At 65.2% G+C, this 22,904-nt stretch carries 24 protein-coding genes and 1 pseudogene; 9 read left to right on the top strand and 16 right to left on the bottom strand.

Annotated features, from left to right (window positions below; all coding sequences use genetic code 11):
• Positions 1-32 precede the first annotated feature (32 nt).
• The 7 genes from ACZ60G_RS41520 to ACZ60G_RS41490 all read left to right on the top strand — a co-directional run bounded on the left by ACZ60G_RS41520 (position 33) and on the right by ACZ60G_RS41490 (position 6,715).
• A complete protein-coding gene (locus ACZ60G_RS41520) occupies positions 33-353 on the top strand; it encodes a hypothetical protein (protein ID WP_465817540.1) in 321 nt (106 codons plus the stop codon).
• Positions 354-375: 22 nt separating this feature from the next.
• Positions 376-1,392: a pentapeptide repeat-containing protein gene (locus ACZ60G_RS41515; RefSeq protein WP_465817538.1), complete on the top strand. Its 1,017-nt coding sequence runs from the start codon at positions 376-378 to the stop codon at positions 1,390-1,392.
• An 897-nt stretch (positions 1,393-2,289) separates the two neighbouring features.
• Positions 2,290-2,505, top strand: coding sequence for a hypothetical protein (locus ACZ60G_RS41510; protein ID WP_465817536.1), 216 nt, complete (start codon positions 2,290-2,292; stop codon positions 2,503-2,505).
• A gap of 65 nt (positions 2,506-2,570) precedes the next feature.
• Complete coding sequence (locus tag ACZ60G_RS41505) at positions 2,571-3,707, top strand: hypothetical protein (RefSeq protein ID WP_465817535.1); 1,137 nt, start codon at positions 2,571-2,573, stop codon at positions 3,705-3,707.
• A 351-nt stretch (positions 3,708-4,058) separates the two neighbouring features.
• Complete coding sequence (locus tag ACZ60G_RS41500) at positions 4,059-4,493, top strand: hypothetical protein (RefSeq protein WP_465817533.1); 435 nt, start codon at positions 4,059-4,061, stop codon at positions 4,491-4,493.
• 120 nt (positions 4,494-4,613) lie between these two features.
• Positions 4,614-5,903, top strand: a complete 1,290-nt coding sequence (locus tag ACZ60G_RS41495) for a pentapeptide repeat-containing protein (protein ID WP_465817531.1) — start codon at positions 4,614-4,616, stop codon at positions 5,901-5,903.
• A gap of 146 nt (positions 5,904-6,049) precedes the next feature.
• On the top strand, positions 6,050-6,715 hold the full coding sequence (locus ACZ60G_RS41490; protein ID WP_465817530.1) for a recombinase family protein: 666 nt from the start codon (positions 6,050-6,052) through the stop codon (positions 6,713-6,715).
• Between the two features lie 58 nt (positions 6,716-6,773).
• Here the strand turns inward: ACZ60G_RS41490 and ACZ60G_RS41485 are convergent, their stop codons facing one another.
• A complete protein-coding gene (locus ACZ60G_RS41485; protein WP_465817528.1) occupies positions 6,774-7,553 on the bottom strand; it encodes a DUF4145 domain-containing protein in 780 nt (259 codons plus the stop codon).
• 113 nt (positions 7,554-7,666) lie between these two features.
• Between ACZ60G_RS41485 and ACZ60G_RS41480 the strand changes: the two genes are divergently transcribed.
• A complete protein-coding gene (locus tag ACZ60G_RS41480; RefSeq protein WP_465817526.1) occupies positions 7,667-8,221 on the top strand; it encodes a hypothetical protein in 555 nt (184 codons plus the stop codon).
• Between the two features lie 1,516 nt (positions 8,222-9,737).
• Here ACZ60G_RS41480 and ACZ60G_RS41475 read toward each other — a convergent pair.
• A complete protein-coding gene (locus ACZ60G_RS41475) occupies positions 9,738-9,905 on the bottom strand; it encodes a hypothetical protein (RefSeq protein WP_465817524.1) in 168 nt (55 codons plus the stop codon).
• 598 nt (positions 9,906-10,503) lie between these two features.
• Between ACZ60G_RS41475 and ACZ60G_RS41470 the strand changes: the two genes are divergently transcribed.
• On the top strand, positions 10,504-10,860 hold the full coding sequence (locus ACZ60G_RS41470) for a hypothetical protein (protein WP_465817522.1): 357 nt from the start codon (positions 10,504-10,506) through the stop codon (positions 10,858-10,860).
• Between the two features lie 142 nt (positions 10,861-11,002).
• Here ACZ60G_RS41470 and ACZ60G_RS41465 read toward each other — a convergent pair whose 3' ends face one another.
• From ACZ60G_RS41465 to ACZ60G_RS41400, 14 genes and pseudogenes are all read right to left on the bottom strand, one after another.
• Positions 11,003-11,428 (bottom strand): hypothetical protein, encoded by a 426-nt coding sequence (locus tag ACZ60G_RS41465; protein ID WP_465817520.1) that lies wholly within the window; start codon positions 11,426-11,428, stop codon positions 11,003-11,005.
• On the bottom strand, positions 11,425-12,228 hold the full coding sequence (locus tag ACZ60G_RS41460; RefSeq protein ID WP_465817518.1) for a ParA family protein: 804 nt from the start codon (positions 12,226-12,228) through the stop codon (positions 11,425-11,427). The genes ACZ60G_RS41465 and ACZ60G_RS41460 overlap by 4 nt, the downstream gene beginning before the upstream one ends.
• A gap of 1,302 nt (positions 12,229-13,530) precedes the next feature.
• Complete coding sequence (locus tag ACZ60G_RS41455; protein ID WP_465817516.1) at positions 13,531-13,980, bottom strand: hypothetical protein; 450 nt, start codon at positions 13,978-13,980, stop codon at positions 13,531-13,533.
• A gap of 194 nt (positions 13,981-14,174) precedes the next feature.
• Positions 14,175-14,960 carry a DUF2637 domain-containing protein gene (locus tag ACZ60G_RS41450; protein ID WP_465817514.1) on the bottom strand — a complete coding sequence of 262 codons (786 nt, stop codon included), beginning with the start codon at positions 14,958-14,960 and terminating at the stop codon, positions 14,175-14,177.
• Positions 14,957-15,391 carry a hypothetical protein gene (locus ACZ60G_RS41445; protein WP_465817513.1) on the bottom strand — a complete coding sequence of 145 codons (435 nt, stop codon included), beginning with the start codon at positions 15,389-15,391 and terminating at the stop codon, positions 14,957-14,959. The genes ACZ60G_RS41450 and ACZ60G_RS41445 overlap by 4 nt, the downstream gene beginning before the upstream one ends.
• Entirely contained in the window at positions 15,388-15,987 is a 600-nt protein-coding gene (locus ACZ60G_RS41440) for a hypothetical protein (protein WP_465817511.1), read from the bottom strand. Before ACZ60G_RS41440 ends, ACZ60G_RS41445 begins: the two co-directional genes overlap by 4 nt.
• Positions 15,988-16,079: 92 nt before the next feature.
• Positions 16,080-17,561 carry a hypothetical protein gene (locus ACZ60G_RS41435; RefSeq protein ID WP_465817510.1) on the bottom strand — a complete coding sequence of 494 codons (1,482 nt, stop codon included), beginning with the start codon at positions 17,559-17,561 and terminating at the stop codon, positions 16,080-16,082.
• Positions 17,562-17,563: 2 nt separating this feature from the next.
• Positions 17,564-18,223 (bottom strand): hypothetical protein, encoded by a 660-nt coding sequence (locus ACZ60G_RS41430; RefSeq protein WP_465817508.1) that lies wholly within the window; start codon positions 18,221-18,223, stop codon positions 17,564-17,566.
• A 9-nt stretch (positions 18,224-18,232) separates the two neighbouring features.
• Positions 18,233-18,685: a hypothetical protein gene (locus ACZ60G_RS41425; RefSeq protein WP_465817506.1), complete on the bottom strand. Its 453-nt coding sequence runs from the start codon at positions 18,683-18,685 to the stop codon at positions 18,233-18,235.
• A 2-nt stretch (positions 18,686-18,687) separates the two neighbouring features.
• Positions 18,688-19,011 carry a hypothetical protein gene (locus ACZ60G_RS41420; protein WP_465817504.1) on the bottom strand — a complete coding sequence of 108 codons (324 nt, stop codon included), beginning with the start codon at positions 19,009-19,011 and terminating at the stop codon, positions 18,688-18,690.
• A 15-nt stretch (positions 19,012-19,026) separates the two neighbouring features.
• Positions 19,027-19,545, bottom strand: coding sequence for a hypothetical protein (locus tag ACZ60G_RS41415; RefSeq protein WP_465817502.1), 519 nt, complete (start codon positions 19,543-19,545; stop codon positions 19,027-19,029).
• 28 nt (positions 19,546-19,573) lie between these two features.
• The gene (locus ACZ60G_RS41410; RefSeq protein WP_465817500.1) at positions 19,574-21,697 is read right to left on the bottom strand and encodes a type IV secretory system conjugative DNA transfer family protein; all 2,124 of its coding nucleotides are present in this window, start codon (positions 21,695-21,697) and stop codon (positions 19,574-19,576) included.
• Between the two features lie 2 nt (positions 21,698-21,699).
• Positions 21,700-22,449, bottom strand: a complete 750-nt coding sequence (locus ACZ60G_RS41405; RefSeq protein ID WP_465817498.1) for a hypothetical protein — start codon at positions 22,447-22,449, stop codon at positions 21,700-21,702.
• Positions 22,446-22,904 (bottom strand): annotated as a pseudogene (locus ACZ60G_RS41400) (hypothetical protein); the annotation flags it as partial. The pseudogene ACZ60G_RS41400 and the gene ACZ60G_RS41405, both read right to left, overlap by 4 nt.

The following is a 22,904-nucleotide window of genomic DNA, read 5'->3' as shown; positions in this document are numbered from 1 at the left end:
CTGAAAGGCGTTGCGGCGTTTACCGTGTGGGAATGTGGCAGTACGCCCTGTGGGGGATCGCCGGCGCGGCGGCTAACTCCGGCGTCGCCTACGTGGAGAACAGCACACGCGTCAAGGGCTGGCCCTGGCTCAGAAGCAACGGCGGGCCTGGTGGCGGCGTGTATCTGAGCTGGGTGGTGGTCAATCTGGCAGTGGCGGGCTTGACGACCTGGGCTATCGGGTACGGCTCGATCATCACCACCAACGCTGCCGCATTCGGTGCGGGGGTCGCCGCGCCCGCATTGGTGAAAAAGCTTGCCTCCTATAGCGAATCATCGCTCCCATCAGAGAATTCCGGTGGTGACAATGGCTGAGCTGTCATACCGTCGGCGACTGTTGTCGCTGCTTGCCGGAACATGGCCCGCCTTCCAACCGGCACCGGCGACGACGGTTGTGGCGGATTCACCTGCGCGGCGACTGTTGTCGCTGCTTGCCGGAACATGGCCCGCCTTCCAACCAGGAGCCGATCAATACCGTCAGCCGGGGCGGGCCGAACTACACCCTGCTGCGTTTGCACAGAGCCCCGCGCAGCTGCACGACGCGAACCTGGAAGGGGCGAACCTGCGCGGTGCCAACCTGCGCGCAGCGGACCTGAGCAGGGCGAATCTGTGCGCAGCGAACCTGAGTGACGCGAAGTTGAGCAGCGCGGACCTGCGCGACGCGAACCTGACCGGCGCGAACCTTGTCGACGCGAACCTGGTCGATGCGAAGCTGGCACGCGCGACCCTGAATCACGCGAACCTGAGCGACGCGAGCTTGCTGTGGGCGAACCTGAATGACGCGGACCTGAGCGACGCGGACTTGGACCGCGCGACCCTGAATCACGCGAACCTGAATTACGCAAATCTGACACACGCGAAGCTAAACGGCGCGGAGCTGGTCGACGCGAAGCTGACTTACGCGCAACTGAGCGGCGCGCAACTCTTCCACGCGACTCTGAACGGCGCGAAGCTGAACGATGCGAAGCTGAACGGCGCAGAGCTGCGCGGCGCGCAACTGAAGGGCGCCAACCTGCGCGCAGCGGACCTGAGCAGGGCGAATCTCACCTACGCGCAACTGCAGGACGCGAACCTGGGCGGTGCCAACCTGGACCGCGCGAACCTGAGCGGTGCCAACCTGGAAGGCACGGAGCTGCGCGGCGCGAACCTGGACCGCGCGAACCTGCAAGGCGCGAACCTGGAAGGCGCGGAGCTGCCGCAGATAGGTGCGATCACCGCGCTGAAGTGGTCGAGTGAAACCCGATGGGGCCGAGATATCAATGAGATTCGTGCGCGGTCGGTCGAACAGAGCGCGGGGCTCTACATCTTGAATCCCAGCGCCGCACAGCAGGCTGATGCTCTCCTGGACCACTGACCGTCCAGCCCGAATGCGGCTGCACCACCGCCAGACTCCTGACCACCGATAAGGCAACTCACCGAAAATAGAAGGCCTCACGGGTTCCCGGAAGCGGGACCTGGTGAGGCCTTCTATCGTGTGGCGGGTCCGCGGGAACGAACCCTGCCAGCTCCCGGTTGCTCGGCCGTCTCAAAGCGATCATCCGGGGGGATCATCATGCCGCGCGCTTCGAAGTTACCCGCGAGTAGCGGCGACATTATGGTTATAACTCTAAGCCACAGATCGTGTCCACCGTGCTGTCGAGACCAAAAACCTGGGTGTTGAACAGGGAAAAGGACGAAACGAAACAGGTCGGCGTGCCTTATGGTTTGAGTCACAATCTGTCCAGCGCTTCTGGGCTGGGACGGTTCGCTGGACACTCCCGGGACAGTTCGGTGTCCACTGGATCTCGACGTGGGAGCATCGAATACTTTTTCGACTCATGGTCGACCGACCAGTTGGACGCGGGGATTCTCAAATGCGCGACGTGCCGTTTGTGTACGTTTCGTGATCGTCTTGTGACAGTGCAGAATAGGCACCGCTGGCCCCGAACCACCTAGGGGCACAGGCCTTCTCCGAGCGGGAACTCGGAGCTGGTGTCGTGGCTTGCTCGGGAAGTCTCGGCCGTCTCAACTGTGGTAGCCCGAGGTGCCCGGCACACGCCTGCAACCTCGGTTGCAGTTCCGCGCGTGCGTAGGGATGTCGACAGACCGCCTGCTCCCCGGGCTACCGCCATATCAGAGAGCATGCACTGTTTTGATCGTCCACTCAGTCCACCCGCGCTGCCGCGATCAGCACGACGCTGACCATGAAATCGCTTCCCCTCCTACATCACCACCGTCCCCGCCGAGCGCTGTGTCGTGGCCCGCTGCGTTCATGGCATCGGTCATCGTCGTGGCCGGATTCTGCTACCACTACATGCTCATCTGCCGCGGCATCGATCCGGCCCAGGCAGTTCAGTACCTGATGATGATCGAGATCCCGCTCGTGACGCTGGTCTTGCCGGCCAGTTCGATCGGCACGGCGGCGCGGGCGGGCTGCCGGTTATTGAGCAGGGCCTTGGGCAGCCTGGGCGGTGGCGGGACGCGATGAACGTTCCTCCATCACCCACCCCAGAGAGACCCGAAGCCACACAAGAGGATTCCGCTGCCGGATACATGGCGATGCTGCGGCGGATCCAGGAAGTCTCCGGCCGCACCGCGGGCCAGATAGCGGCGACTTCGGGATTGCCTCGATCGACGGCGTATCGGTTCATCGATTCGAAGAACAACACCCTGCCCAAAAACCGCGAGCAGTTACGGGCGTTCCTGATCGCGTGCCGACTACCCGATGATCACGTCGCCAGCATGCTGGCGATGTGGGCTCAGATCAGCGGCAACACGATCCGGGAAGCCCAGCAAGTCCTCGCACCCGGCCCACCTCACGAGACCGCGAGCGAGGGCGTTGAGCGCCGCACGAATGTCTCCGATCGGCGCCGCCAGAGCGGAGCTGCCGAGGGGGATCCACTGGCTGCTGCCATGCGCGACTGGGCGCGCTCTGGGCCCGACGGATTGGCACCAGTTCGGCAGATAGGCGGGGTCGATGTGCTGGATCTGAAGTTGCTGATGGGCCGGCGTGACCAGGCCTCGGCGCTTGCGGGTTCTTCGGTCTGTGCCCATCCTGGGCATTGCCGCCGGTGCCTGGGGCTGGGAACGTCGCCGCAGATCCGTTCGGGCAGTAGATCTTTGACCGCGCTGCAGTCCGGGACAGCGCGAGCAGTCCCGTTGGTCTTGCTGGTCATCGTCATCTACCCGATGGCGATGACCATCCTGTTCGGGCGCATCTTCACCAACGAGGTGGTCGGTGTCACGGCCGCGGCCGCCCTCGTGGTGATGCTGTTGCTGGCCACCTCGAAGTGGGTGCACGGTCCCGATCGGGCTCGACTGCTGACCCCGCCCCGTCTGACGACGGCAACACTGGCCGGCATCGGTTCCGGTGTGCTGGCCTGGCTGGCCGAACCATCCACACTCGTCGGTGTGCTCACCGGATTCGCCGTGTTCACCGTGACACCGTTGTGGATCGACCTAACCAACCTCGCCGCCATAACCACCGGCACACGCGGCGTCTTCGTGACCATCACCTCGACATGGTGCGGATTCACCCTGGGCTACATCGCTTCCATGATCGGGTTCTCCACCCTCGGATCCATCCTCATAGGGTTCGTGGGGGCCGCCACGGCCATAACGCTGCTCTCCAGCAACGCTCTGGCCGAACCCGACACCGATGAAACCCTGCTCGCGGAAGGGGGCCGTTAGGCGGCGTCTTCCCACGAGACATCCCGGCCAGCTACCGATCTCGCCGGATCACAGGATCCGGTGGAATAGCTGACCGGGTGGCTCGGTTGAACACCGGTGTCGGCGTCCGGACAGCCCCGGGCCGCACCCCATTCGTCGCTAAGAGCGACCACCCGCCGAGAGGCGCTTGTGGGACGTCGGCACCCCAGCAATAACGCCGCCAGTGCACCCGCCTGGCGGCGTTTCGCTATCCGAAGTACGCTGTGCGGCCCGCCAAAACAGCTGTTTCCGACCGCCGATAAGGGAATGTTTGAGGTGGCCAGTCTGGCGGAAAACAGCTCGGCTCCACGGCAATTCGGGCACCATCGGTTGATGGGGATGATTTCGGGAGTTCGTGATTGGATTGATGGCATGGTCGCGCCCAGACGCGACCATGAGCGGCGGATGCGCCGTGCTGCGGGGGTGAGCACCGTCCAGCTGGTCTGCCACCGCGACACCTGGCACGCCCTGAAGGGGCTCTGGCCGGTGCCGAGTTTGCGTTCGCTACCGGAAGTACCGAAGGAACGAGTCTCTCCCCGGGGCGAGATGGTGGAGGTAACCCTATCTGGGGTCCATCTGACGGCGTTGTTGACCGTGACTCGAGGCTTCGGCGGCATTCGCAGCTACGTACAGAACGCGGTGGCCGCGCGTACATACGAGCAGATCTCAAAGGTCATAGACCAGGTCGACCCTGAAGCGAAACCAGGACAGCCCATCCCGCCAATCGTGTTGGACGACAAGCTGGGCGAGAGCTCGACCTCTTCCTAGATACATGCATCCGGTGGGCTGTCGAGAACCGATCGGTTCTTCGACACTCGAACGTGCTGCTCGGCATCGGAGTGAACGGAGTGCTCGGTGGCAGGACGTCGCGTCGAGCAGAATTGAGCAATGTCCGGGCGGGTGAGCGCCATTGGCGCGCAGGCACGTTCAACCACGACCACGTTGCGCACGTGGTTGATTAAAGACTCCCGCTCGTCGCTCAGGCGCCGCACGGGACGGATCCAGTTGCTGCCCGCGGTCCTACTCGCTCTCGCTGCGGGCCTGGGCGTGGCCGTCGCCGCCTACGGGTTCCTACGGTGGATTACACCCGTCGACGTGAGCAAGACCGCGGCCGAGATCGACGTCACCCGCATCGCCTTGACCGTCGTCGCCGGCGTTGGCGGCGTCGTCGCGCTGGTCATCGCCTACCGCCGCCAGCGCGACCTCGAGCAGAGTCGGTTCGTCGAACGCTTCGGCGCCGCGGCCGCCCAACTCGGTGCTACCGATGTCGCGGTCCGTATCGCAGGGGTCTATGCCATGGCCGGCGTCGCCGATGAATCCGAAGGCCTGCGCCGCCAGCAATGCATCGACGTGCTGTGCGGATACCTTCGTCTGCCCTACGACCCCGAGCACGGTGTTAGCGGGCGCACCAAATTCGTGGTCAAAGCTCCCCGGATCGAACATGGGCGAGTTCGCGGCGAGACGGAAGAGCACATCGAGTACCGGCAGAACGACCGGGAAGTCCGCGCGACCATCGTCCGTGTCATTGCCAGCCGCCTCCGCCCACCCACCGAATACAGCTGGTCAACAAGCGATTTCGACTTCCGCTATGCCTACCTGGAAGGTGCCGATTTCAGCAATGCGACGTTTGCGGGTTCTGCCGAGTTCAGCCGCGCGACCTTCGCCAGCATCGCCGAGTTCGGAGACACGACCTTCACCCGCAAAGCCCAGTTCGGCGGTGCGACCTTCACTGGCGGTGCCTGGTTCCAGAATGCGACCTTCACCGGCGGTGCCTGGTTCCACGATGCGACCTTCACCGGCGACGTTCAGTTCGGAGAGGCGACCTTCGCCCGCACCGCCGAGTTCGGAGACGCTACCTTTACCGGCAAAATCTGGTTCCACTATGTGACCTTCGCTCACAGCGCCTGGTTCAACGGTGCGACCTTCACCTGCGACGTCTCGTTCAAAGGTTCGACCTTCACCGGCGACGTCTCGTTCCACCATGCGACCTTCACCAGCGATGCCAGGTTCATGAAGGTGAGCTTCGGTAGCGGGACTGCTTCATTCGTTGCCCCAAAACAATGGGGGCCGCCAGCACCGGTATTCGACTGGGATCAGGACCTCAGCCAGAAGCCCGCCAATGTCGAGCCGCAGGATTGGCCACCGACCGTGGCCGTGCCGACGGCACCCGCCTCGTAAGTGTCGAGAATCGTTCGTTTGTTGAACACCGACCCAGATGGGGCGAATCGTCAGGACGACCAGACTGGATCGGTGTTCAACAAACGTGTCGAAAACGATTGGTGTTCAACAAATCCTGTCGGACCTTTCTCGTACAGTTCCGGAGCATGACCAACCAGACCCGAGCCCTCGAGATCTCCGATCCGCTCACCCTCGACGGTGATGCGCTCGATCCGATCGGTGGAGGCGGCGCCCTCGTCGGCTACGGGCGGGTCTCGACCAAAGGTCAACTGCTCGACCGTCAGATCGCCGCGCTCACCGCGGCCGGATGCCAGCGGATCTTCACCGACAAGAAGTCCGGCAAGAACGCCGAGCGAGAAGAACTGTGGGCGTGCCTGGACTACCTGCGCCCCGGCGACACCTTGGTGGTGCCGTCGCTGGATCGGCTCGGCCGCTCGCTGCAGGACCTGATCACGATCGTGGCCGGACTCCGCAAGCGCGGCATCGGATTCCGTTCCCTGCATGAAGCACTCGACACCACCACACCCGGCGGCCGTCTGGTGTTCCATGTCTTCGCCGCGCTCGCCGAGTTCATTCGCGAGCTGATCGTCGACGGCACCAACGAGGGCCTGGCCGCCGCGCGTGCCCGCGGGCAGCGCCTCGGCCGGCCACCGGCGATGACCGCCGAACAGATCCGCCAGGTCCGCGCCATCCTTACCCGCCCGGAGGAAACGGTGTCCTCGGTCGCGCGCCTGCTCGGCGTTTCGCGCGGCACCCTTTACAAGCACATCCCCGAACTAGGCAGCAGTGGCCGTGTGGCCGTTGAAGGCTGACCGCCGATAGCGACGCGGATGCGGGTCTTATCGGCGGCCAGAATGCGGATTCGGCCGGTCAAGGAGTCTTAGGACGCTTCTTCGGCTTCTGCATCCGGGCAAGATTGGCGGGCTCAATGTAGAGGTACCTGATCAACCCCAGCACGAGGTTTTGCAGCTCCTGAGCCTCCTCGACCGAGACCGCCTCGAAGGCCTCCTGATGTGCACCGGCGTTGCCCACCACCCGGATATGCGTCGCCCAGTCATTGAAGGTCGGAAGGAGTGAACCGTCAGCGACCATCTGCGCGATCCCAGCGGCAAGGGTGCCGTCGAGTGCTTTCTTCGCGGCGGCGCTGCCCTTGTCCTTGACGATGTGGGCCAGTGCGTTGCGGAACATCGCCACGGCCGCGTTCGGGGCCACCACGCTGAGGCAGCGCAGGCCCTCGTTAAAGGCGCCCGCGATGTCATCCGGAACGTCGGCCATGTCGGTGGCGCTGCCGGGTGTGGGCCACCAGTACAGCGGTGTTGCTTCGAAACCGCCCGGGCGCGTTTTGATTTCTTCGACGACGACGGTGCCCTGCTCGCACCCGTGGCAGGTCAACGCCACAACTCGCTGCGCCGGCAGATACTGGCTGCCATTCGCGGTTTGAACGCGCATATTCTTCCGGATCTGCACCACTTCGCCCACCTTGAAGTTGCTGATCCGACCGCACCGCGGGCAAGGACCGGACGGGTCGCCACTGTAGGGAAGGCCGTCAGGATTGCGATCGCCTTCGTCTTCGTCGTCAGAACCCCCGCCGCTCGGGGCCTTGATCATCTGAGATGCCATGGCGAAGATCTTCGCGGACGGCACCGACATTCCACCACCGAATAGCGGGCTTAACGGCCGCTAGAACTGCCGGTCAGACCGGATCTCGAACCTCGAAAAATCTGTCGGTGGTCTGTCTGGGCGCGGTCCTAGACTTTTGCCTCATGCTGACAGCGTGGGGCGATGAGAGCGGATCGCAGCCAGACCGCGACCCCGGAACCTACATCGTGGCTGCGGCGCTCATCGAAGACGAAGACGTCCCAGTGGTGCGCAAGACGATGGACGCGCTATTGCTGCCCGGCGAGACCAAGGTGCATTGGCACGGCAGCAGTACCGAACGCCGCCACGAACTGGTGGGCGTCATCGCCGAATTGCCTGTGTGCAGCATCATCGTGGTGCACCATGACCCGGGCGCCGCCGATCGCCGGCACCGCCGCAAATGCCTCGAACACCTGCTGCCCATGCTGGCGCACATGCCCTGCAATCAGGTCACTCTCGAATCGCGCGGAACGATGGATCGCAGCGATTTGGACCTGCTGCAGAAGTTCCGCGCCCGCAGGATCATCACCGGGCCGCTGCGGATCGACCACATCCGGGGACGAGCCGAACCGGTCCTGGCCGTCGCGGATGTGGTGTGCGGGGCACTCGTGCAGCATCGTGTGGGAAATCCCGGCTACCTGCACACACTCGGTGGCCTGGTCGACATCCACAGCATCTGAAAACGACGCAAGCCGCGGGCCTCGTCTCCGGCGAGTAATCCCACGGCTTACTTCCAACCCCACCTCAATGGGGCGGCGATGCGACCCAGGCTAGCACAATTCCGGTCCCCCATGTGGGGTCTATATGGGGTCCATGTGGGATCCATGTGGGTCCATTCGGCCTCATTCGGAGTCCATCTGCCCTGCCGACAAGCAGGTTCCTCGGCAGGCTTTTGCGCTACAGGGTGTGGTGGGGGTCCTTACCAGTACGAGCCCCGTGTTCGAGGCGACATCACACGTCGGGAATGGCAGAAGGCCCGGCTGGCGGCCGGGCCTTCTGCTTCGCGGGCGTCGAGAGCCCTGCGATCAATGCGATGCTCTACCAACTGAGCTATGAGCCCTTGTAGTGGACCCAGCGGGGCTCGAACCCGCGACCTTCGCAGTGCCCACACTGTACTGCCGGGCACCGACACCATTGGATGCCCAACGCGCTCAAAGGTCTTCCAGTCATCGGCGGCCAGCGGGCTTCGCTCATGTATCAGATCCGGATGCCCGACCTCGTGTGTCGCGTAAGACGGTTCGGGCATCCTTTCGGCGGGTTGCGTCGGGATGGACGACGGCAATGGTTCCAGCCATGAGCCGCACCAAACCGTCGTGGTGAAGCCAGTGAAACCCCAGGCGCAGCGCGTACCCCAATGCACCGAGTCCCACTGCGCCGGTGAATATCTCGATCATCTGTAGCAGTTCCCATCTTCTGGTTGATCAGGTGTGGGAACCTTACGAATCGGGGGTGCAGAGTGTTGCAGTCCGGAGTAACTGCTGGTGAGAACGTTTTCGCCGTACTTCGAGTCGGCGCGCGAGAACTTGCCGGCTTGGTGGGGTTCTGCCACAGCCGGTGTCTTGGCTAATCTCATAGATGATCCGTTTTCTGTTTTTCTGTGAGAGAACATTCGGACACCAGCTGCCCTGACCTGTTGGCGCAGGTCGGGGCAGCGCTCTTCCATCACCCTCCAGGGCTTGTTCGAGCCGTACTTATTGGAGCACAAACCGGGTGGTGCCTGCTGTAAAGGCCGTCGCGCATGAGGCCATTGATGCACGGCACGATTCTTCGAATCACCCGCTCTATCTTGCCTTTTGGGGACGACAGAAGGCCGTACACATCGATCCGGCTGCCAGAACTTTCTACTTACACGCGTGTATGTATGTCCTCTCTTTGAGCGTCGGAACCTGCAGGTCGGCGCACCTCAGCGTGGTCTTGGGCGACGCGTGTTGACGCGCTTGCAATCCACCGTTTCCTCGATGAGTCGAAGTTGCGGTCAGCCAGTAACGCCGCCACGTCGAACTGTAGGTCCGACACCGGACACCACGAGCAGCTCACCGCCCGCGGCTCACCGAAGGACAAGTCAACCGCATCTCGCGGCTGCGGACGTTCAAAAAAAGTTCAAAATCGCGGGTCGCCAACGGAATCCAGGAAGCACCAGAAAAGCGGACACATCGAAGATGCGATGTGGTGGTCGTGTCGAAGTGCCCGACACCGTCACTCCGGATCGGCGAGTACCAAGTGCTCGATCGGCGTCTCGAACGGGTAGCGCCCCGGCGCATCTTCCTGGATCGCTTCGACCAAGGCTTGATCCCCATGCAGCTCGAGGATCTCGAATACCGACACTCCCCCGCTCACCAACAGCACTCGATCACCCACGTTCATACCGTGAGCCTATCTCGAACGACCGTACGGTTCGTGCCAGAATCGAAAGAGTGTTCGATGACTGGGAGCCGGTGTACGCGGTCGAAGGCCGGATCGTCCTCGACCCGCAGCGGCTGTACTGGACTCGCAAGGGATGGGTCGAACCCGCCCCGATCGGCTGCCCGCGCGGACACCGCTTCGGGCCAGGCCGGGCGACTGTGGGCTCTGTGCCCTGCTTGGAGGCAGGCGGCCATCACCGGGTGCACACCTGCAACATCTGCCGGTACAGAATCTTCACGCCGCCGTGCACACCGCGGTGTGACCACTAGGAGGTTCGCGATCGGGCGGGAGTACTCGATTATTCGAATCCATGGTGCGCCAACCTGATTCACCAAGATCTGTCGGTGCTGTTCCCTACCCTGGACCAGGCAGGGGTTTCGACCAGAGGGGACACGGGGACATGATCAATCGAGGTAGACCAGTCGGGCGGATGCTGGCGTCCGCAGCAATGGCCGGCCTTCTAGCTCTCGCCATAACGGGCTGTAGCGTCACTGACTCGCCGAAGGAACAGGGCGATCGAGAGCGCAAAGCCGCTGGCGTTGCGACGTTCACGCTCCACATGGGCAAGGATCTATGGACCAGGACCAACCACGGCGATGGCACCTATCAGACCAAGAAGATCGATAAGCCGAAGAACTTCACCGAGGACCCGAGCGGAATGGTGAACATCGAGCTGACCGGCCCGCAGATGGTGGACTATCTGCAGATCCTGGACTACAACGCGCACGGCGGGGAGGGCGCTATCGACAAGTCCATGGCGGCCGCCGTCTACGAGGCGATAGCGCCAGTGGTCGACAAGCTCCAGAATCCGTGGCCTCCTGACGCCCCGTCACCGGAAATCACCATCCACGCAGGTGGCACGGCGACAACGCCGAGCGCCGCTGAACCGACCGCTGCACCACCAACGCCGCGGTAAACGCGCGACTCAAACCATAGAACTGCTCCGGCCGGTCTCCCCGACCGTTACGGGACAGAGTGTCCTGAAGCGCACCAAGTCATCGGAATAACACCCACCCACACCCGCCCATACACAGGTAAGGGTCGTGTATGGGCAGGTGTTACTCAGGTATGGGTGGTAGAGCCGCCAGGCGGGCGGCGAGCTCGGCGGCGCGTTGACGGGCCAGCTCTTGCGCTACGACATCCACTTGCTTGGCGCCGGCCAACATCAGCGCGGACAGCGCGACGTGCCGCGGCGTGCCGTCGCCGAGCAGCTGCACGATCCGGTCCGCAGCACCCTCGAGGGCTGCTGCCGCCTCCTGGGTGATGTAGAACGAGGCGCGGCGCATCCCTTCCGGATCCGGCCGAGTACCGCCGCCCTTACCCGTCCGTACACGTTCTCCACTCGCCCTTACCTGTGTATGGGCAGGTGTGGGCGGGGGCGGGTTGACCGGGACGTTGAGGTTGATCCGGGACCGCAGGACCTCGTTCGGGTCGGTGCCGGACAGATCCGGGCCGGGCAGCGGGTCACGGCGGCGGGCGCTCACGAGGTCACCACCGGCGCCAGCTCGGGATCGAGACGACCGGCAAGCCCACGGAATCCCGCGGCGGTCTCGCTGTCGGGTGCGTGCGCGATCACCGTGGTGTGCAGCCGCCACGCCTCCCGAACTTCCTTGAGGTCCTTGAACACCGCCAGCACACCCAACGGATGGCTTTGGAACGCCTCGAGCGTCGATGTCGCGATGCGGCCCTTGCGGCCGTCGTAGAGGTTGACGATCAGGCCTGCGACGTCGAGCTGGATGTTCAGCGCCTCCTGCAGGGTCGTGATCTGTCGAAGGAACAACCGCAGTGCCCGGATGCTCGAGTCCTCGGCCTGAACCGGGATCACGATCTTTCCCTGCACCTGCTCACCGGCGAGACGGCGGCGGGTGGCGACCAGAGCGTTGTCGTTGAGCGCGCCCAGCGACGGCGGGCAATCGATCACCACGTCATCGAAGATGCCGACCAGCGCGTCGAGGAACCGGCTGAGCAGATACTCCCTGCCTGAGCGCCCGTACATCTGCGGTTCCAGCAAGAACATGTCATCGCTGGTCGGGATCGCATACAGATCGCCGTCGACCTGCTGCACCAGCTCGGCGAGCTCACCACTCCACTGCCCCAGCAGCGCCCGCGCCAGGGACGCCCCATCGGACGTCTGCACGCCGAGCGCTTCGGTGAGGTGCCCCTGCGGATCCCAGTCGATCGCCAGCACCCGCCGGCCATGTTCGGCCAGCGCGGCCGCCAAGTTGATCGTGTCGACGGTCTTGCCGACGCCACCCTTCTGGTTGGCAATTGCGTAGATGCGCACAGCCAGGACCGTACTGGTCCACACGCCCATACCGAGGTACACACGCCACACACGTGTGTATGGGCAATGTATGGGCATATCTGAACCGCCCATACATATCTGCGGATTGCCTTAAAGCTGGACCGGCACGGCTTGGAAGCGGGATCAGCAACCCTGATCCCGCCCCTCGCTGGTAGCCCCTCGGTAACCGTATTCAGTGCTGCATAGTTGCTGCCGGGTGACTTCCTGGCCATGGAGAGTCCGTCCGCCTGTTCTGGAGGTCGCGGTAGACCTGCTGACTGGTCCTTCCGTGCCCTGGTCCCTCTGGGTGGCCTGCCCCGCGGCGAGCGGAATCTTTTCCGCGGCCTTCGGCCGCGCAGCTGTTCGGGCTCGTAGCGCGTAGGGCTGGTTTGTGTGTCTGTTCCCTCCGGTATGGCCTGGGGCGTTTCGATCACACGGGCTCCGGGCGTCAAGGGTGGCCGCAGGCCATCGGCGCAGCCGACGCCGCCAGGCGCCCTTGATGTTCGGTGACCGTGTGATAGGCCCCTTCTCAGGTCATACCGGAGGGAACAGACACGCCCCGCGCGCAGGCCCGCGCGACCGTCAGGTCGCGACACCCGCTCACCACCGCGCCGCGCGCCACCAGCTACCGCGCCACGCCAGCCGCGTGCAGTAGACCGCAGCCGATGCACACGACGTGACCAGCCACCCTCGTATGCCAAAGCACCACGCCGCAAACTTTCCGATACCCACCCAACGCAACCAATGTCTTTTTTCTTTTTCTCTCTTCCACCACCCCACCCATCCCCCTTTTTGATCTTTTGATTTCTGATTGTTCCCACCCCCACCCCCGTCCGACATCTCGTTGACCACGAAGTGGGTGATGAGATGTCGGACGGGGGTGGGGGTGGGAGCGAGCAGAAATCCCGCCCTTAACCGCAGGTCAGGGGATGGGTGGGGTGGTGGAAGAGAGCAGCACTGGCTGGTCCACACGTGGACCGGCTAGTGCCTAGTTTTTCGCTGGGACTTTGCTGTCATGATCGACAAGCCGACCCACCAAGATCGACTGCTGACACCACGGAGGAGGCCCTTCCTCGGCCGGATAGTTTGAGCCCGGCTCGACGGTCGTTCAAGGGCGCTCCTGACGTCGCGTCGGCTGCGCCGATGGCCTACCGGCCACCCTTGAGCAACCGTCGCCCCGGGCTCGGTTTGCCTTCGGAGGAAGGGCCCGGGGAACAGTCAGGCAAAGCAGGGCCCAGCCGACAGGCTGGAAACACGAAAAAGCCCGGCCGATTTCTCGGCCGGGCTTCGGTGTTGGTGGATCTATGCGACGGGCGGAAGGTAGGCGCGCAGGTCGTAGTTGCGGCCGTAGCCACCACCTTCGACAGGACCGGCATAAAGCAGGCCGTCGAGCTGCCCGCCGATCGCGACACCACCAGCGCGGGCACGACGCACGCCCGCGGCAATGGCGCGCTGAACATCCCGATCCAAGGTGATCGCACGCAGGCCGTCATCGGCCTCGTCTTCGCGCTCGTCGGTCTCGAGGATCAGCTGCGAATCGATGACCGGGTCCCCGGCCTGGGCGATCATCGGCTTGCGGTCGACCCAAAACAGCGGCTGGCCTTTGCTGTTGTGGCGATGCCGGCGCACGACGGCGACGATCTCACCGGACACCATCGCGCCGATCTCGACATCACGCCCGAACGGATTCCGGGCACCCTGGCCCATCAGCTCGGCATTGATCTGGTCCAGGTCACTGAGTGTGTTGGTCATGGCTTCCTCCGAAGTTGAGGTGGTGAAAGGGTTGAAGGGGGCAGGCTCACTGCCTGCCCTCGAAGGGCTCTGCCCGTGTGGCGGTAGAGGCTCGCGGGTCCAGGGTGGCCGCAAGGTCATCGGCGTAGCCGACGCTGTGCGCCCTTGACGCGGGAGGGACCGCCGCACACCCTCCCGCACCACCGGGCAATAGGTCAGCGAACCAAGCTCAGCACCTCCCCGCCGCTGTCCACCGCGCCGTCAACCGGGTCGACAGCGGCGATGATCTGCGCGACACGGGAATGCGACAACCCGACCGCGGCACCGATCCGGCGCGTGGATTCCCCAGCTGCAGAGCGGCGGCGGATCTCGGCGTCGCGCTCCGCGTTCGGGTCGCTGTCCACCGCCTCGACAGTGGCTGTGCACTCGCTGTCCAGTACTGTCCGGTCGCTGTCCGGTCCTGTCCAGTCGGTGTCCAGCCGTGTCGAGTCCGCGTGAATCGGTGTCAACTCGGTCTCCGGGCTCGGGGCCGGGTTGCGGGGAACCTCGATCAGCGCGGTCAGGCCGTGCGTGGCCGCCAGGCCGAACAACGGCGCAGCACCGGCCACGCATGCCGCGATGGTCGCGGGCAGGATGCGTTGCCCGGATTCCGCAGCGTGCAGGCCATTTCCGATAACCGAGATGAGTTCGGCGGCGAACAACTCGCCCCAGAAGAACACGCGCGTCGCGGTCGGAATCGGGATGTTCTGGCGGGCTCGGCGCTGCAACGAGACGAGGGCGACGGCGGACTGGACAATCGCGCCATCCACGAAAATCGGTCCGGCCCACGCTAGACGGTGTGTAATCCCGGCCATCTGGCTCAGCTCGGTCAACGCGGCGAACGACCACGCGAACGCCCCCAAACCGATAACGACTGTCATCGCCAAAGCGGTCAGCTCGGCCAGATCGAACCGGCCGGTTGACGGCTGCTGGACAGGGTGGACAGTGGCTGTCGAGTTCATCGGTCATATCCCTCTCGGTCGGTTGACGCGGCCCACGGGCTCCACGCCGGAGTGCGGATCAGGCGTTCCTGCTCGGCGTGCAGGGCGTGCCCGGCAAGCTGATCCAGGGCGTTGTCCACTTCGCTGGCCAACTCCCGGTTACGGTCTTCCAGCTGCGCGGCCTGATGCTCGGCGGCATCGCGGGCCGCGACCGCCGCGGCGAGCTGCTCCTCCAGCTCGGCGGTGCGCTGATGCGCCGCGATCAGCCGCTGGACCAACTCGTCGGCGCTCAGCTCGGCCACCGGCTCGGCCACCGAACTGGTGTGCACCTGCGGTGCCGGTGCCGGGGAGCCGGTCGGGACGAATTCCCGCATCGGCGCCGGCAGGGCCGGGATCGCAAAGGTCTGTGCTGCGGAGGCGGGCATGGTCGCCTCGATGGCCGGAGTGCTCACCGCTCGGCTCCGTCACGCTCAGCGTTTGCCAGGGCAGTGGCCAGAGCATTGCCAGGCCGGTAGTTCGCCAACGGCGACGCGCTGCTGGCCAGTTCGCGGGTGCGAGCCGCAGCGAAGGCCGACGACACCGGAACCGGTGCGCCAGTGCGGATTTCGGCCGCATTCGCCCACGGCATGAGGCCGAAACCAGTCAGCATATTGCCCGTGGCACGATCGTCCACGCGAGTCACATAGTGAGAGGTCAGCAGACCGTGCTCGTCGCGCTCGATACCGTTCTCGGCGATGTAGCGGGCCTGCTCCTCGCTGCGCTGCTGGATCGGCGACAGGATTCGTCTGTTGACGCCCAGGGCGCGAGTGGCGCGGTCGCGGTTGTCCTCCCAGCGATGCGTCGCAGTCGACAGGTAGACCCACTCGTCGCTCCAGTACTCCTGGCTGACCCACGGGTTCGAGTACTCGGCGTAATCCACCTCGTCGGCCGGGTCGTAGTCCTCGGGGTCCCTTGAGATGCTGCTCCAGGCGTGCATGAAGTCCGCGCGCATCCGCTGCTCAGTCTCGGATTCGGGTTCGTGCAGTTCGGGGCGGGTATTCTCGGTCATTGGTTCGGCTTCCTCTCGATCTCGCAAGGTTGTTGTGGTGTCGGGCCAATCCATGCCGGGCGGTCGCACGCCCGGCATGGCTGTTTCGGTGCTCAGCGCTCCATCCCGTCCCGGTCGCGTCCGTTGCGGGCGACGGCATCTGCCAGGGCGTGGCCGGGCTGGTAGTCCGCAAGAGGGGACCGCCCACCCGATTCCGACGACGCCGTGGCCTGCGCGGTGGCGCGCTGTTGGGCTTGCTCGGCTTGGCGCTCTGGACTGCCGTAGCGTTCGTGCTCTGGAGTCATCTCGGCGAGTTTCTGCACGGCCGCGTCACGTTCGGCCAGGGCCTGGTCCAGCTTGGCGGTGAGCCTGCTGTTGGTTTCACGCAATTGGGAGCGTTCGGCCTCCAGGCGGGCATCATCGACGGTGTCTTTTTCGTACTCATCGCGCCACTGATCACGCTCGGCGGTGAGCGCGGTCAGCTGTTTCACCAGCGCGGCGTTGCGGTTGACCAGCTGGTTGTTGTGCTGGATCGAGAGCCGATGCCGGTCCTTGAGCGACGCCAGCTCGGTGCGGGCCTGGTCACGCTCGTGTTCGGCGCTCCACGGGTCGACCCGATCGTGGTCGCGGGCCCGGCCGTGCTCGCGCAACTCGGCGCTGCGTGCCTTGAGGGTGTTGGCGACGGTCACCGGGCGGCCCTCATCGGAGTAGATCGGCTCCCGAATATCGCTGAGGTCAACAACTTCCACACCGACGCGGGCATCCGGAGACCACCGCGACTCGGTGATGTCGCGGTGCAGCCAGTCGATCGCTTCCTGCTCACCGGCAAACATGCGGTCCTGCTCCACAGTCGGCATGCCGGGCACCCAACGACTAACCGTCGCCTTGACCTGGAACTGCTGCGCCGGATCGATGTGCCGCACGGCGGCGGGTCGACCGTTACGGTCGGGATCTCCGAACGGCTCGGCGTTGCGGCCGGTGATCTGACGATCCGGATCCGACCACTCCACCGACGCGACCACCTGCGGGCGCTGCTGCATCACGCGGGCCGGGGCAGTGAACATCGCTGGGCGTTCGATGCCCGCGGCACGCATCTCTCGCGCGACCTGGGCGCGATAGCGCAATGCCTCGATGCCCTTGACCTTGTTCGCCCGGTTGAACAGCCGACCATCGGTCTTGAACTCGGGAAACGCTGTGGCCGCGTCCAACCCGTCGAGCGCGATGCCCTGCTCGACCTGGGTCAGATGCGGGTTGCGCAGGACCCGTTCGGCCATGTCGTTGCGGTGGCGAGCCAGCGCCTGGGCATCGCGGAAACGGCGGTCGTGGTCGACGGTCGGGTCGTTGGCGCGCTGCGATACCGCCAGCGCGTGCGCCCGATACCGGTCAACCGCTACCTCGGTGTAGCTGCGGTGGCGCTGATGAGCGGCCAGCTGCTCGCGGGCCTCCTGGCGGGTGACCAGGCTGATTTCACGGCGTGCGCGGCGACGTTCCAGCCAGTTCGATGCTTGGGCGTAACGACGCATCGCGGTCTGCATCGAGGCACTGAATTTCCGTGCCTCGCTGATGAATTCGTCTTCGACACTGCGATCGGACATGATCAGTTCTCCTTGGTGGTGGGATCGGTGGAAACGCCGTACTCGGCGTAGCCAGGGCCTTCGAACCGCGGGTACGGCGGAAACTCCAACCGGGTGTCGGTTGCGGGCTGCTCCAGTGGGGCCGGGTCGTCCCATTCGGTGTGGGCGCGGACGGTCTTCCGCGCCGCCGAGACACGGCGGCGGTCCAACGGCGAGAGCTGCCAGTTGTAGTTGCGGGCGTCGAACTCATCGCGCAGCGCAGCCAACTGGTCGCTGTAGACCTGGATCTCCTCGGCGGGCCGATCGCTCTGGTAGTACATCGCCCGTATCACCTGAATCAGGCGCTTACGCTCGCTGATCTCCTCGATGAGCTCGGCGACGGTGAAATCGGTGAGGGAGTTGATCGGCCGATCCCGCACGGTGATAACCAGATTGGGGCGAAACTTCGCCCGAACCTCCTCAGCGGCGGCGGTGTACCAGTCGGTCTCGGCGTCACGTTGGCGTTGCAGCTGCGCGCCGAGTTCGTCGTACTCGACACGTTCGGCGGCAGTGAGCCTGCGCCGGTCGATCCACTGCGCGATCTCGGCGTGCAGATCGGCTTCCATCCAGGCCACCACAGCGGCGGCACCGACCGCGCCTGCCGCTACGGCAACCAGTGCGCTGCGAATATCGTTGCGGTACATCAGATGTCCTCAGATGCTCGAAGCGGGATCGAGGTCGATACCAGCGGCCTCGGCGGCGGCATGCAGTGCGCCCGGATCGGCGCCCCAGCTACGAAAGGCGTTGTGGCACTGGGCCAGCACCACCGAAACGGTGGGGTACTTGCCGCCGATGACGGCCGCGATCAGCTCATCGGCACCGGGATGACCCGCCCACGACTTGGTGGCGTCGATATCACCGCCCCACGCCTTCGCGAGTTCGGCCGGCGCCAGCCGCGCCAAGAACTCCGCGGCGCTGGCAGGCCGCCCGGCCGGGGCCTCCAGAACCAGCACCAGCGCCAGTTTGTGCAGATGGGCGAAGTAGGGCGAGGGTTCGGGCTCGCCGTTGGTCGCCAGCAGCGCGGCCCGGAACTGCTCGGGCGAGGCCGACCACAACGCGGGCGGAAGATCTGGAGCGGTGAGGAAGTAACGCAAGGGATCGGACATGATCAGTTCTCCTTCTCGGTGGTGGCCGCGCGCGCGGCCTGATCGGTTTCGTAGGCGCGGATATCGCTGGCGAAGTACTCGCAGAAGTCGGTCCAGCCCTGCGGCCACAGCCGCAGAGCGCGCTCAACGACGACCTCGGCGGGCAGGGCATCGACCTCGGCGGTGTGCGCCTCGGTCCAGCCCGGTGCCATCTCGACACAGGCCCGCAGATAGCCGCGGGCGGTATCGATCTCGGCGGCACTCGGTGACGACGGCGCCTCGATGCCCCGCAGCAACGGGATACCGCGCATTTCCTCGATCACTTCGTCAATGGCGTTGTCACACATCAGTTCTCACTCCTCCTACTCGGCTTCGGATTCGGCGTTCGGGCGGGTGCGTCGCTTCTCGTAGCGGGCGCGGCGCTGCGCCAGCTGCTCGACGTGGCGGCGGATCCAAGCGCCGGCATCAGCGACCGCGTAGGCGAGCATCCGCACGGTCTCGATCGCGCCCGGCCGTCCGGCGCAGTGCCACCACGCGAACGCCGCCAGGGCCAGCACGTACAGCGCCAGCGGGCCGGGCAGCGGCAACACCGACACCGCCACGACCGCACCGCCCGCCGTGGCGACGGCCGGTCCCCACAACCACGCCCACTCACGGGTCTTCGTGAGCCGGTCGATGTGCGGTGCGACGCTGCGTCCGACCGATCCGCCGTCCGGGACGACCGGCACCACCAGCTGCTGAGCCAGCTTCTCGGCGGCGGTGCCCTCCATGTCCGCGGTGAGCGCTTCGAGGATCTGCTGCTCGCGGGCCTGCTCGGCGGCGCTGCGGCCTCCCAGTTCCTCGCCGTGGTCTTCCGGATCAACCGGGTTGGGCATAGCCATGATGTGAATCTCCTTGCGATAGAACCGATTACGCCGGACGGCGCTTGGGCAGATCGATCACCGGCGCCAGGGCGTCGGCGTTGGTGTCCTCGGTTGCGGGGCCGGTGAAGCGGTCCAGGCCCGGCAGCGGGCGCAGACGCTTCATTTCGGCGTCGACCAGTTGCGAGATGAAGCCGAAGCGGGCGCGGCCACCCGAGACCTGCACCACGTCGCCCTTCTTCATGGCGCGCAACCGGTTCGGCGGAATCAGGAACTGATCCGAGGACTGGACATTGCCCTCGTCGCCGTCGCGGTTACCGCTGATCAACTTGCGGGACTGCTCGAACTTCGGGCGGGTGCCGTACTTCTTGGACAGCGTTTCCGGATCCGGCGAGCGCATCAGCAACGAGCCACCCGAGGCGGCGGCGACCAATGCCGAACGGTTGTCGTCGTCGTGGCCCAGCCCTTCCCAGGACTGCGCGATCCACCACGTACCGATACCGGCCTTACGCAGCCGCTCCACCCACTTGACCGCGCGGGTCTTGCCATCGGAGACCGCCGAGAACTCGTCCACGACCATCAGCGATGTGCGGCCGTGCGGCTTGTCGGCGAGCTGCTCGAACATCGTGCCGAGCGCACCGAACTGGGCACGAGCACGATCCGGGGTTTTCACGCCTTCCAGGACGATGTAGAGGGCGTCGAAATCGGTCAGCGCCTTCTCGCCGTCGAACGCATCACCCAACGCCCGGTACAGATTCGAGAACTCCGCCCGCGCCGAGTTCATCACCGGCTGCTTGCCATCGAGAGTGGAGGCGATCTCCAGCTCCACACCCGGAACACCGGTCCACGGCGTTATCCCGATCTGTCCGCCCCACAGCTTCGCCAGCCGCTCGGGATTGAGCCGGGACAGGAACTCGATCCAGGACCGGGGCGGGTTGTGCCCGATCGGGGTCGGCACACCGTCGATGACCTCGATCCGGGCCGGGGCGTCCACGATCAGGTGGATCAGGGTCTCGCGGATCTCGTGGAAGTACTTCTCGGTGTCGGTGGTCGGCGTCGAGCCGCCGGAAACCATCGCCGACAGGATCGACCGCAGATCCGCCACGATGGCCTTCTGAACCTCCGGCTTCTTGGACTCGAAGTCGCGCGGCCACATACCCAGCGACACATCATCGGGGAAGACACCGAAACGGTCCTCGCGAACACCCAACGCGGCGAACCACTTCCGCATGCGCGCGGCGACCTTGCGCGACTCCGGACCGCCGTTGCAGTCCACGACGATGACCAACGGCCGACCGGGCCGATCCAGGCGCCACCACTGCCGATGCCGCATCCAGGTCGTGACGAACCACGACACCAGCACCCGCACCATCAGCGTCGTCTTGCCCGAACCGCTCGATGCGACGGTGCTCATGTGCTCGGCGACGTTGATCCACGGCAGGATCAACCGGGTCTCGGTGCGCCCGGTCAGCGACCGCAACACCGAACGAGGCGGGGCCTGGTCGCATTCGGCCGCCAAGCGCCCGATCACCAGATCCGGATTCAGTCCACCGGTCGTGAACGGCAACCGCCGACGCGACAACCGGGTCGCTGCACGCTGCTCACGCTGAGCTTGGGCGTACAACGCCCGCTCCGTGCGGGCCGGGGACTTCAACCCGACCGTGGCCAGCTGCACGCGCCGGTTGGTGTGGGCGATGGTCGCGGTCAGCCACGCAGCCGGGATCAGCAGCGACGCCATACCCAGCAGACCACCGACATACTGGCCCGCCATGAAATCGGTTGCGGCCTGGGCGAAGTCGCGGGCCGGGGCGAACACATCCCACGCCCACAACGCCGCAGCACCCGGCATCACCAACACCGAACCGAACAGCCAGTTCCGCAGCCGCTGCGGCTTCCACCCCAACAGCGTGGCCGGTGCCAGGATCGCCACCGTGCCGATCAGCACCGTCACCAGCACCGCCGCACCCAACAGCGCGCCGTCACCGACGCTGTCCCACGTCCATGACGAGAAATCGGGCAGCCAACCCAGCGGGTCGTGATGCAACCCGATCGGCGGCATCTTCGGCTCGACATGAATCCCCGGCGCGGGCGTCGGAGTCGGTGTCGGAGAAGCGACCGGCGTGGGCGCGTACGGGGCGCAATCGCCCGGAGTGATCATCGGAGAGCAGGTCATGATCAGACCGCCTTTCCTTCATTGGGGTCTGTGACCTGGGGGATTTCGTGATCAGAGGCTCCGCCCTCGATCACCCGGAGTTCGGGTCGCGGAGCCGAAGTAGGCGACAGCAGTTCATCCAGATCGGCCAACCGGACGGTCGGACCATCCGAGAGGTCCAAACCAGCTGCGGCAGAACGGATCACGCTCTTGACTGCATTGCCCTGGCAGTAGTAGATGACCCCGGCGCAGCCTGCTGTCTGCGCGGCGTGCACCGCCTGCGCCAGCGAGGACTTCGCCGCCGTCAGGTTCTTCGGGGACAGCTCGACCTCGACCGCCCACAAATCACCGGAGCTGGTGAAGTAGCGACCGTCGTGGATATGCGGACGCGTCACCCCGGCTTTGGTCGGGCCGACCTCCGAACGCAACGCACGCTCGGAAATCCAGCGGTCCAGATCCAGGCCGACCAACGCCAGCCGGACCTCCAACGTGGTCCGCACGTGCGCGGCCATCTTCGGTGTCGGCACCCACGCTCGCGTGGCCCGGCCGGTCAACGCCTCAACCGCTGTCCGAGTGGGAAACACCCACGCCGAACCTGGGACCGGGGTCACCCGCAGATCCGAAATCATCCGAGCGGCAGCCCATTTGCCCAAAATGTAATAGGTGCGCCGTCGAGAGACAGCCAGCATCGCTCTCACCAGATCTATTGGTGCGCCATACATTTCGGCCAATACGGTCAGCACGACCATGTCGCGCGGAGACAACTGCGTCATCGGTCGTATCCCTCTCGGTCGGTGCTGCGCGCGAGGGCATCGGCCAGCGCACTGCCCGGCCGGTAGTTCGCGAGAGCACTGGTGTGAGTGGTCCAGGCCGGACCGGTGTCACTGGTCTGCTCGCGTCCATGGCGGTCATGGCTGCGGTCAATCTGACCCTCGATTTCGTGCTCTGAGTCCGCCGTTCGCACGCGCGGTGTGGAATCAATTGCCCAGCCAGGCCCGGGATCCCCGGCCTGCTCGAACTCGGCGCGATCCACGCCGTGGCGCTCGGCCGCGCGCAGCTGGTGCTCACGAGTCGCCTTCTCCAAAGCGGCCAGCTGCGCGGGCGTCGCCTGCCGCTTGCTGGCGGCAAGATTGATGTCGTACAGGTGCGCTACCTGCTCACGGCCATAACGGCGGAACGGGATCTTGCCCGCGATGTCCTGGCCATTGCGGCGCAAACCCTGCGCCTC

The organism is Nocardia sp. NPDC102475, from assembly GCF_055584605.1.
The sequence above is the reverse complement of the archived record's forward strand: the minus strand, read 5'-3'. Positions and strand labels throughout refer to the sequence as shown.

Bases quoted from the DNA above. Each gene is read 5' to 3' on its own strand.
- ACZ60G_RS41520 (WP_465817540.1), top strand. From the start codon at position 33: ATGTGGCAGTACGCCCTGTGGGGGATCGCCGGCGCGGCGGCTAACTCC.
- ACZ60G_RS41510 (WP_465817536.1), top strand. From the start codon at position 2,290: ATGGCATCGGTCATCGTCGTGGCCGGATTCTGCTACCACTACATGCTC.
- ACZ60G_RS41505 (WP_465817535.1), top strand. From the start codon at position 2,571: ATGGCGATGCTGCGGCGGATCCAGGAAGTCTCCGGCCGCACCGCGGGC.
- ACZ60G_RS41500 (WP_465817533.1), top strand. From the start codon at position 4,059: ATGGGGATGATTTCGGGAGTTCGTGATTGGATTGATGGCATGGTCGCG.
- ACZ60G_RS41495 (WP_465817531.1), top strand. From the start codon at position 4,614: ATGTCCGGGCGGGTGAGCGCCATTGGCGCGCAGGCACGTTCAACCACG.
- ACZ60G_RS41490 (WP_465817530.1), top strand. From the start codon at position 6,050: ATGACCAACCAGACCCGAGCCCTCGAGATCTCCGATCCGCTCACCCTC.
- ACZ60G_RS41485 (WP_465817528.1), bottom strand. From the start codon at position 7,553: ATGTCGGTGCCGTCCGCGAAGATCTTCGCCATGGCATCTCAGATGATC.
- ACZ60G_RS41480 (WP_465817526.1), top strand. From the start codon at position 7,667: ATGCTGACAGCGTGGGGCGATGAGAGCGGATCGCAGCCAGACCGCGAC.
- ACZ60G_RS41475 (WP_465817524.1), bottom strand. From the start codon at position 9,905: ATGAACGTGGGTGATCGAGTGCTGTTGGTGAGCGGGGGAGTGTCGGTA.
- ACZ60G_RS41470 (WP_465817522.1), top strand. From the start codon at position 10,504: ATGGGCAAGGATCTATGGACCAGGACCAACCACGGCGATGGCACCTAT.
- ACZ60G_RS41455 (WP_465817516.1), bottom strand. From the start codon at position 13,980: ATGACCAACACACTCAGTGACCTGGACCAGATCAATGCCGAGCTGATG.
- ACZ60G_RS41450 (WP_465817514.1), bottom strand. From the start codon at position 14,960: ATGAACTCGACAGCCACTGTCCACCCTGTCCAGCAGCCGTCAACCGGC.
- ACZ60G_RS41440 (WP_465817511.1), bottom strand. From the start codon at position 15,987: ATGACCGAGAATACCCGCCCCGAACTGCACGAACCCGAATCCGAGACT.
- ACZ60G_RS41435 (WP_465817510.1), bottom strand. From the start codon at position 17,561: ATGTCCGATCGCAGTGTCGAAGACGAATTCATCAGCGAGGCACGGAAA.
- ACZ60G_RS41430 (WP_465817508.1), bottom strand. From the start codon at position 18,223: ATGTACCGCAACGATATTCGCAGCGCACTGGTTGCCGTAGCGGCAGGC.
- ACZ60G_RS41425 (WP_465817506.1), bottom strand. From the start codon at position 18,685: ATGTCCGATCCCTTGCGTTACTTCCTCACCGCTCCAGATCTTCCGCCC.
- ACZ60G_RS41420 (WP_465817504.1), bottom strand. From the start codon at position 19,011: ATGTGTGACAACGCCATTGACGAAGTGATCGAGGAAATGCGCGGTATC.
- ACZ60G_RS41415 (WP_465817502.1), bottom strand. From the start codon at position 19,545: ATGGCTATGCCCAACCCGGTTGATCCGGAAGACCACGGCGAGGAACTG.
- ACZ60G_RS41410 (WP_465817500.1), bottom strand. From the start codon at position 21,697: ATGACCTGCTCTCCGATGATCACTCCGGGCGATTGCGCCCCGTACGCG.
- ACZ60G_RS41405 (WP_465817498.1), bottom strand. From the start codon at position 22,449: ATGACGCAGTTGTCTCCGCGCGACATGGTCGTGCTGACCGTATTGGCC.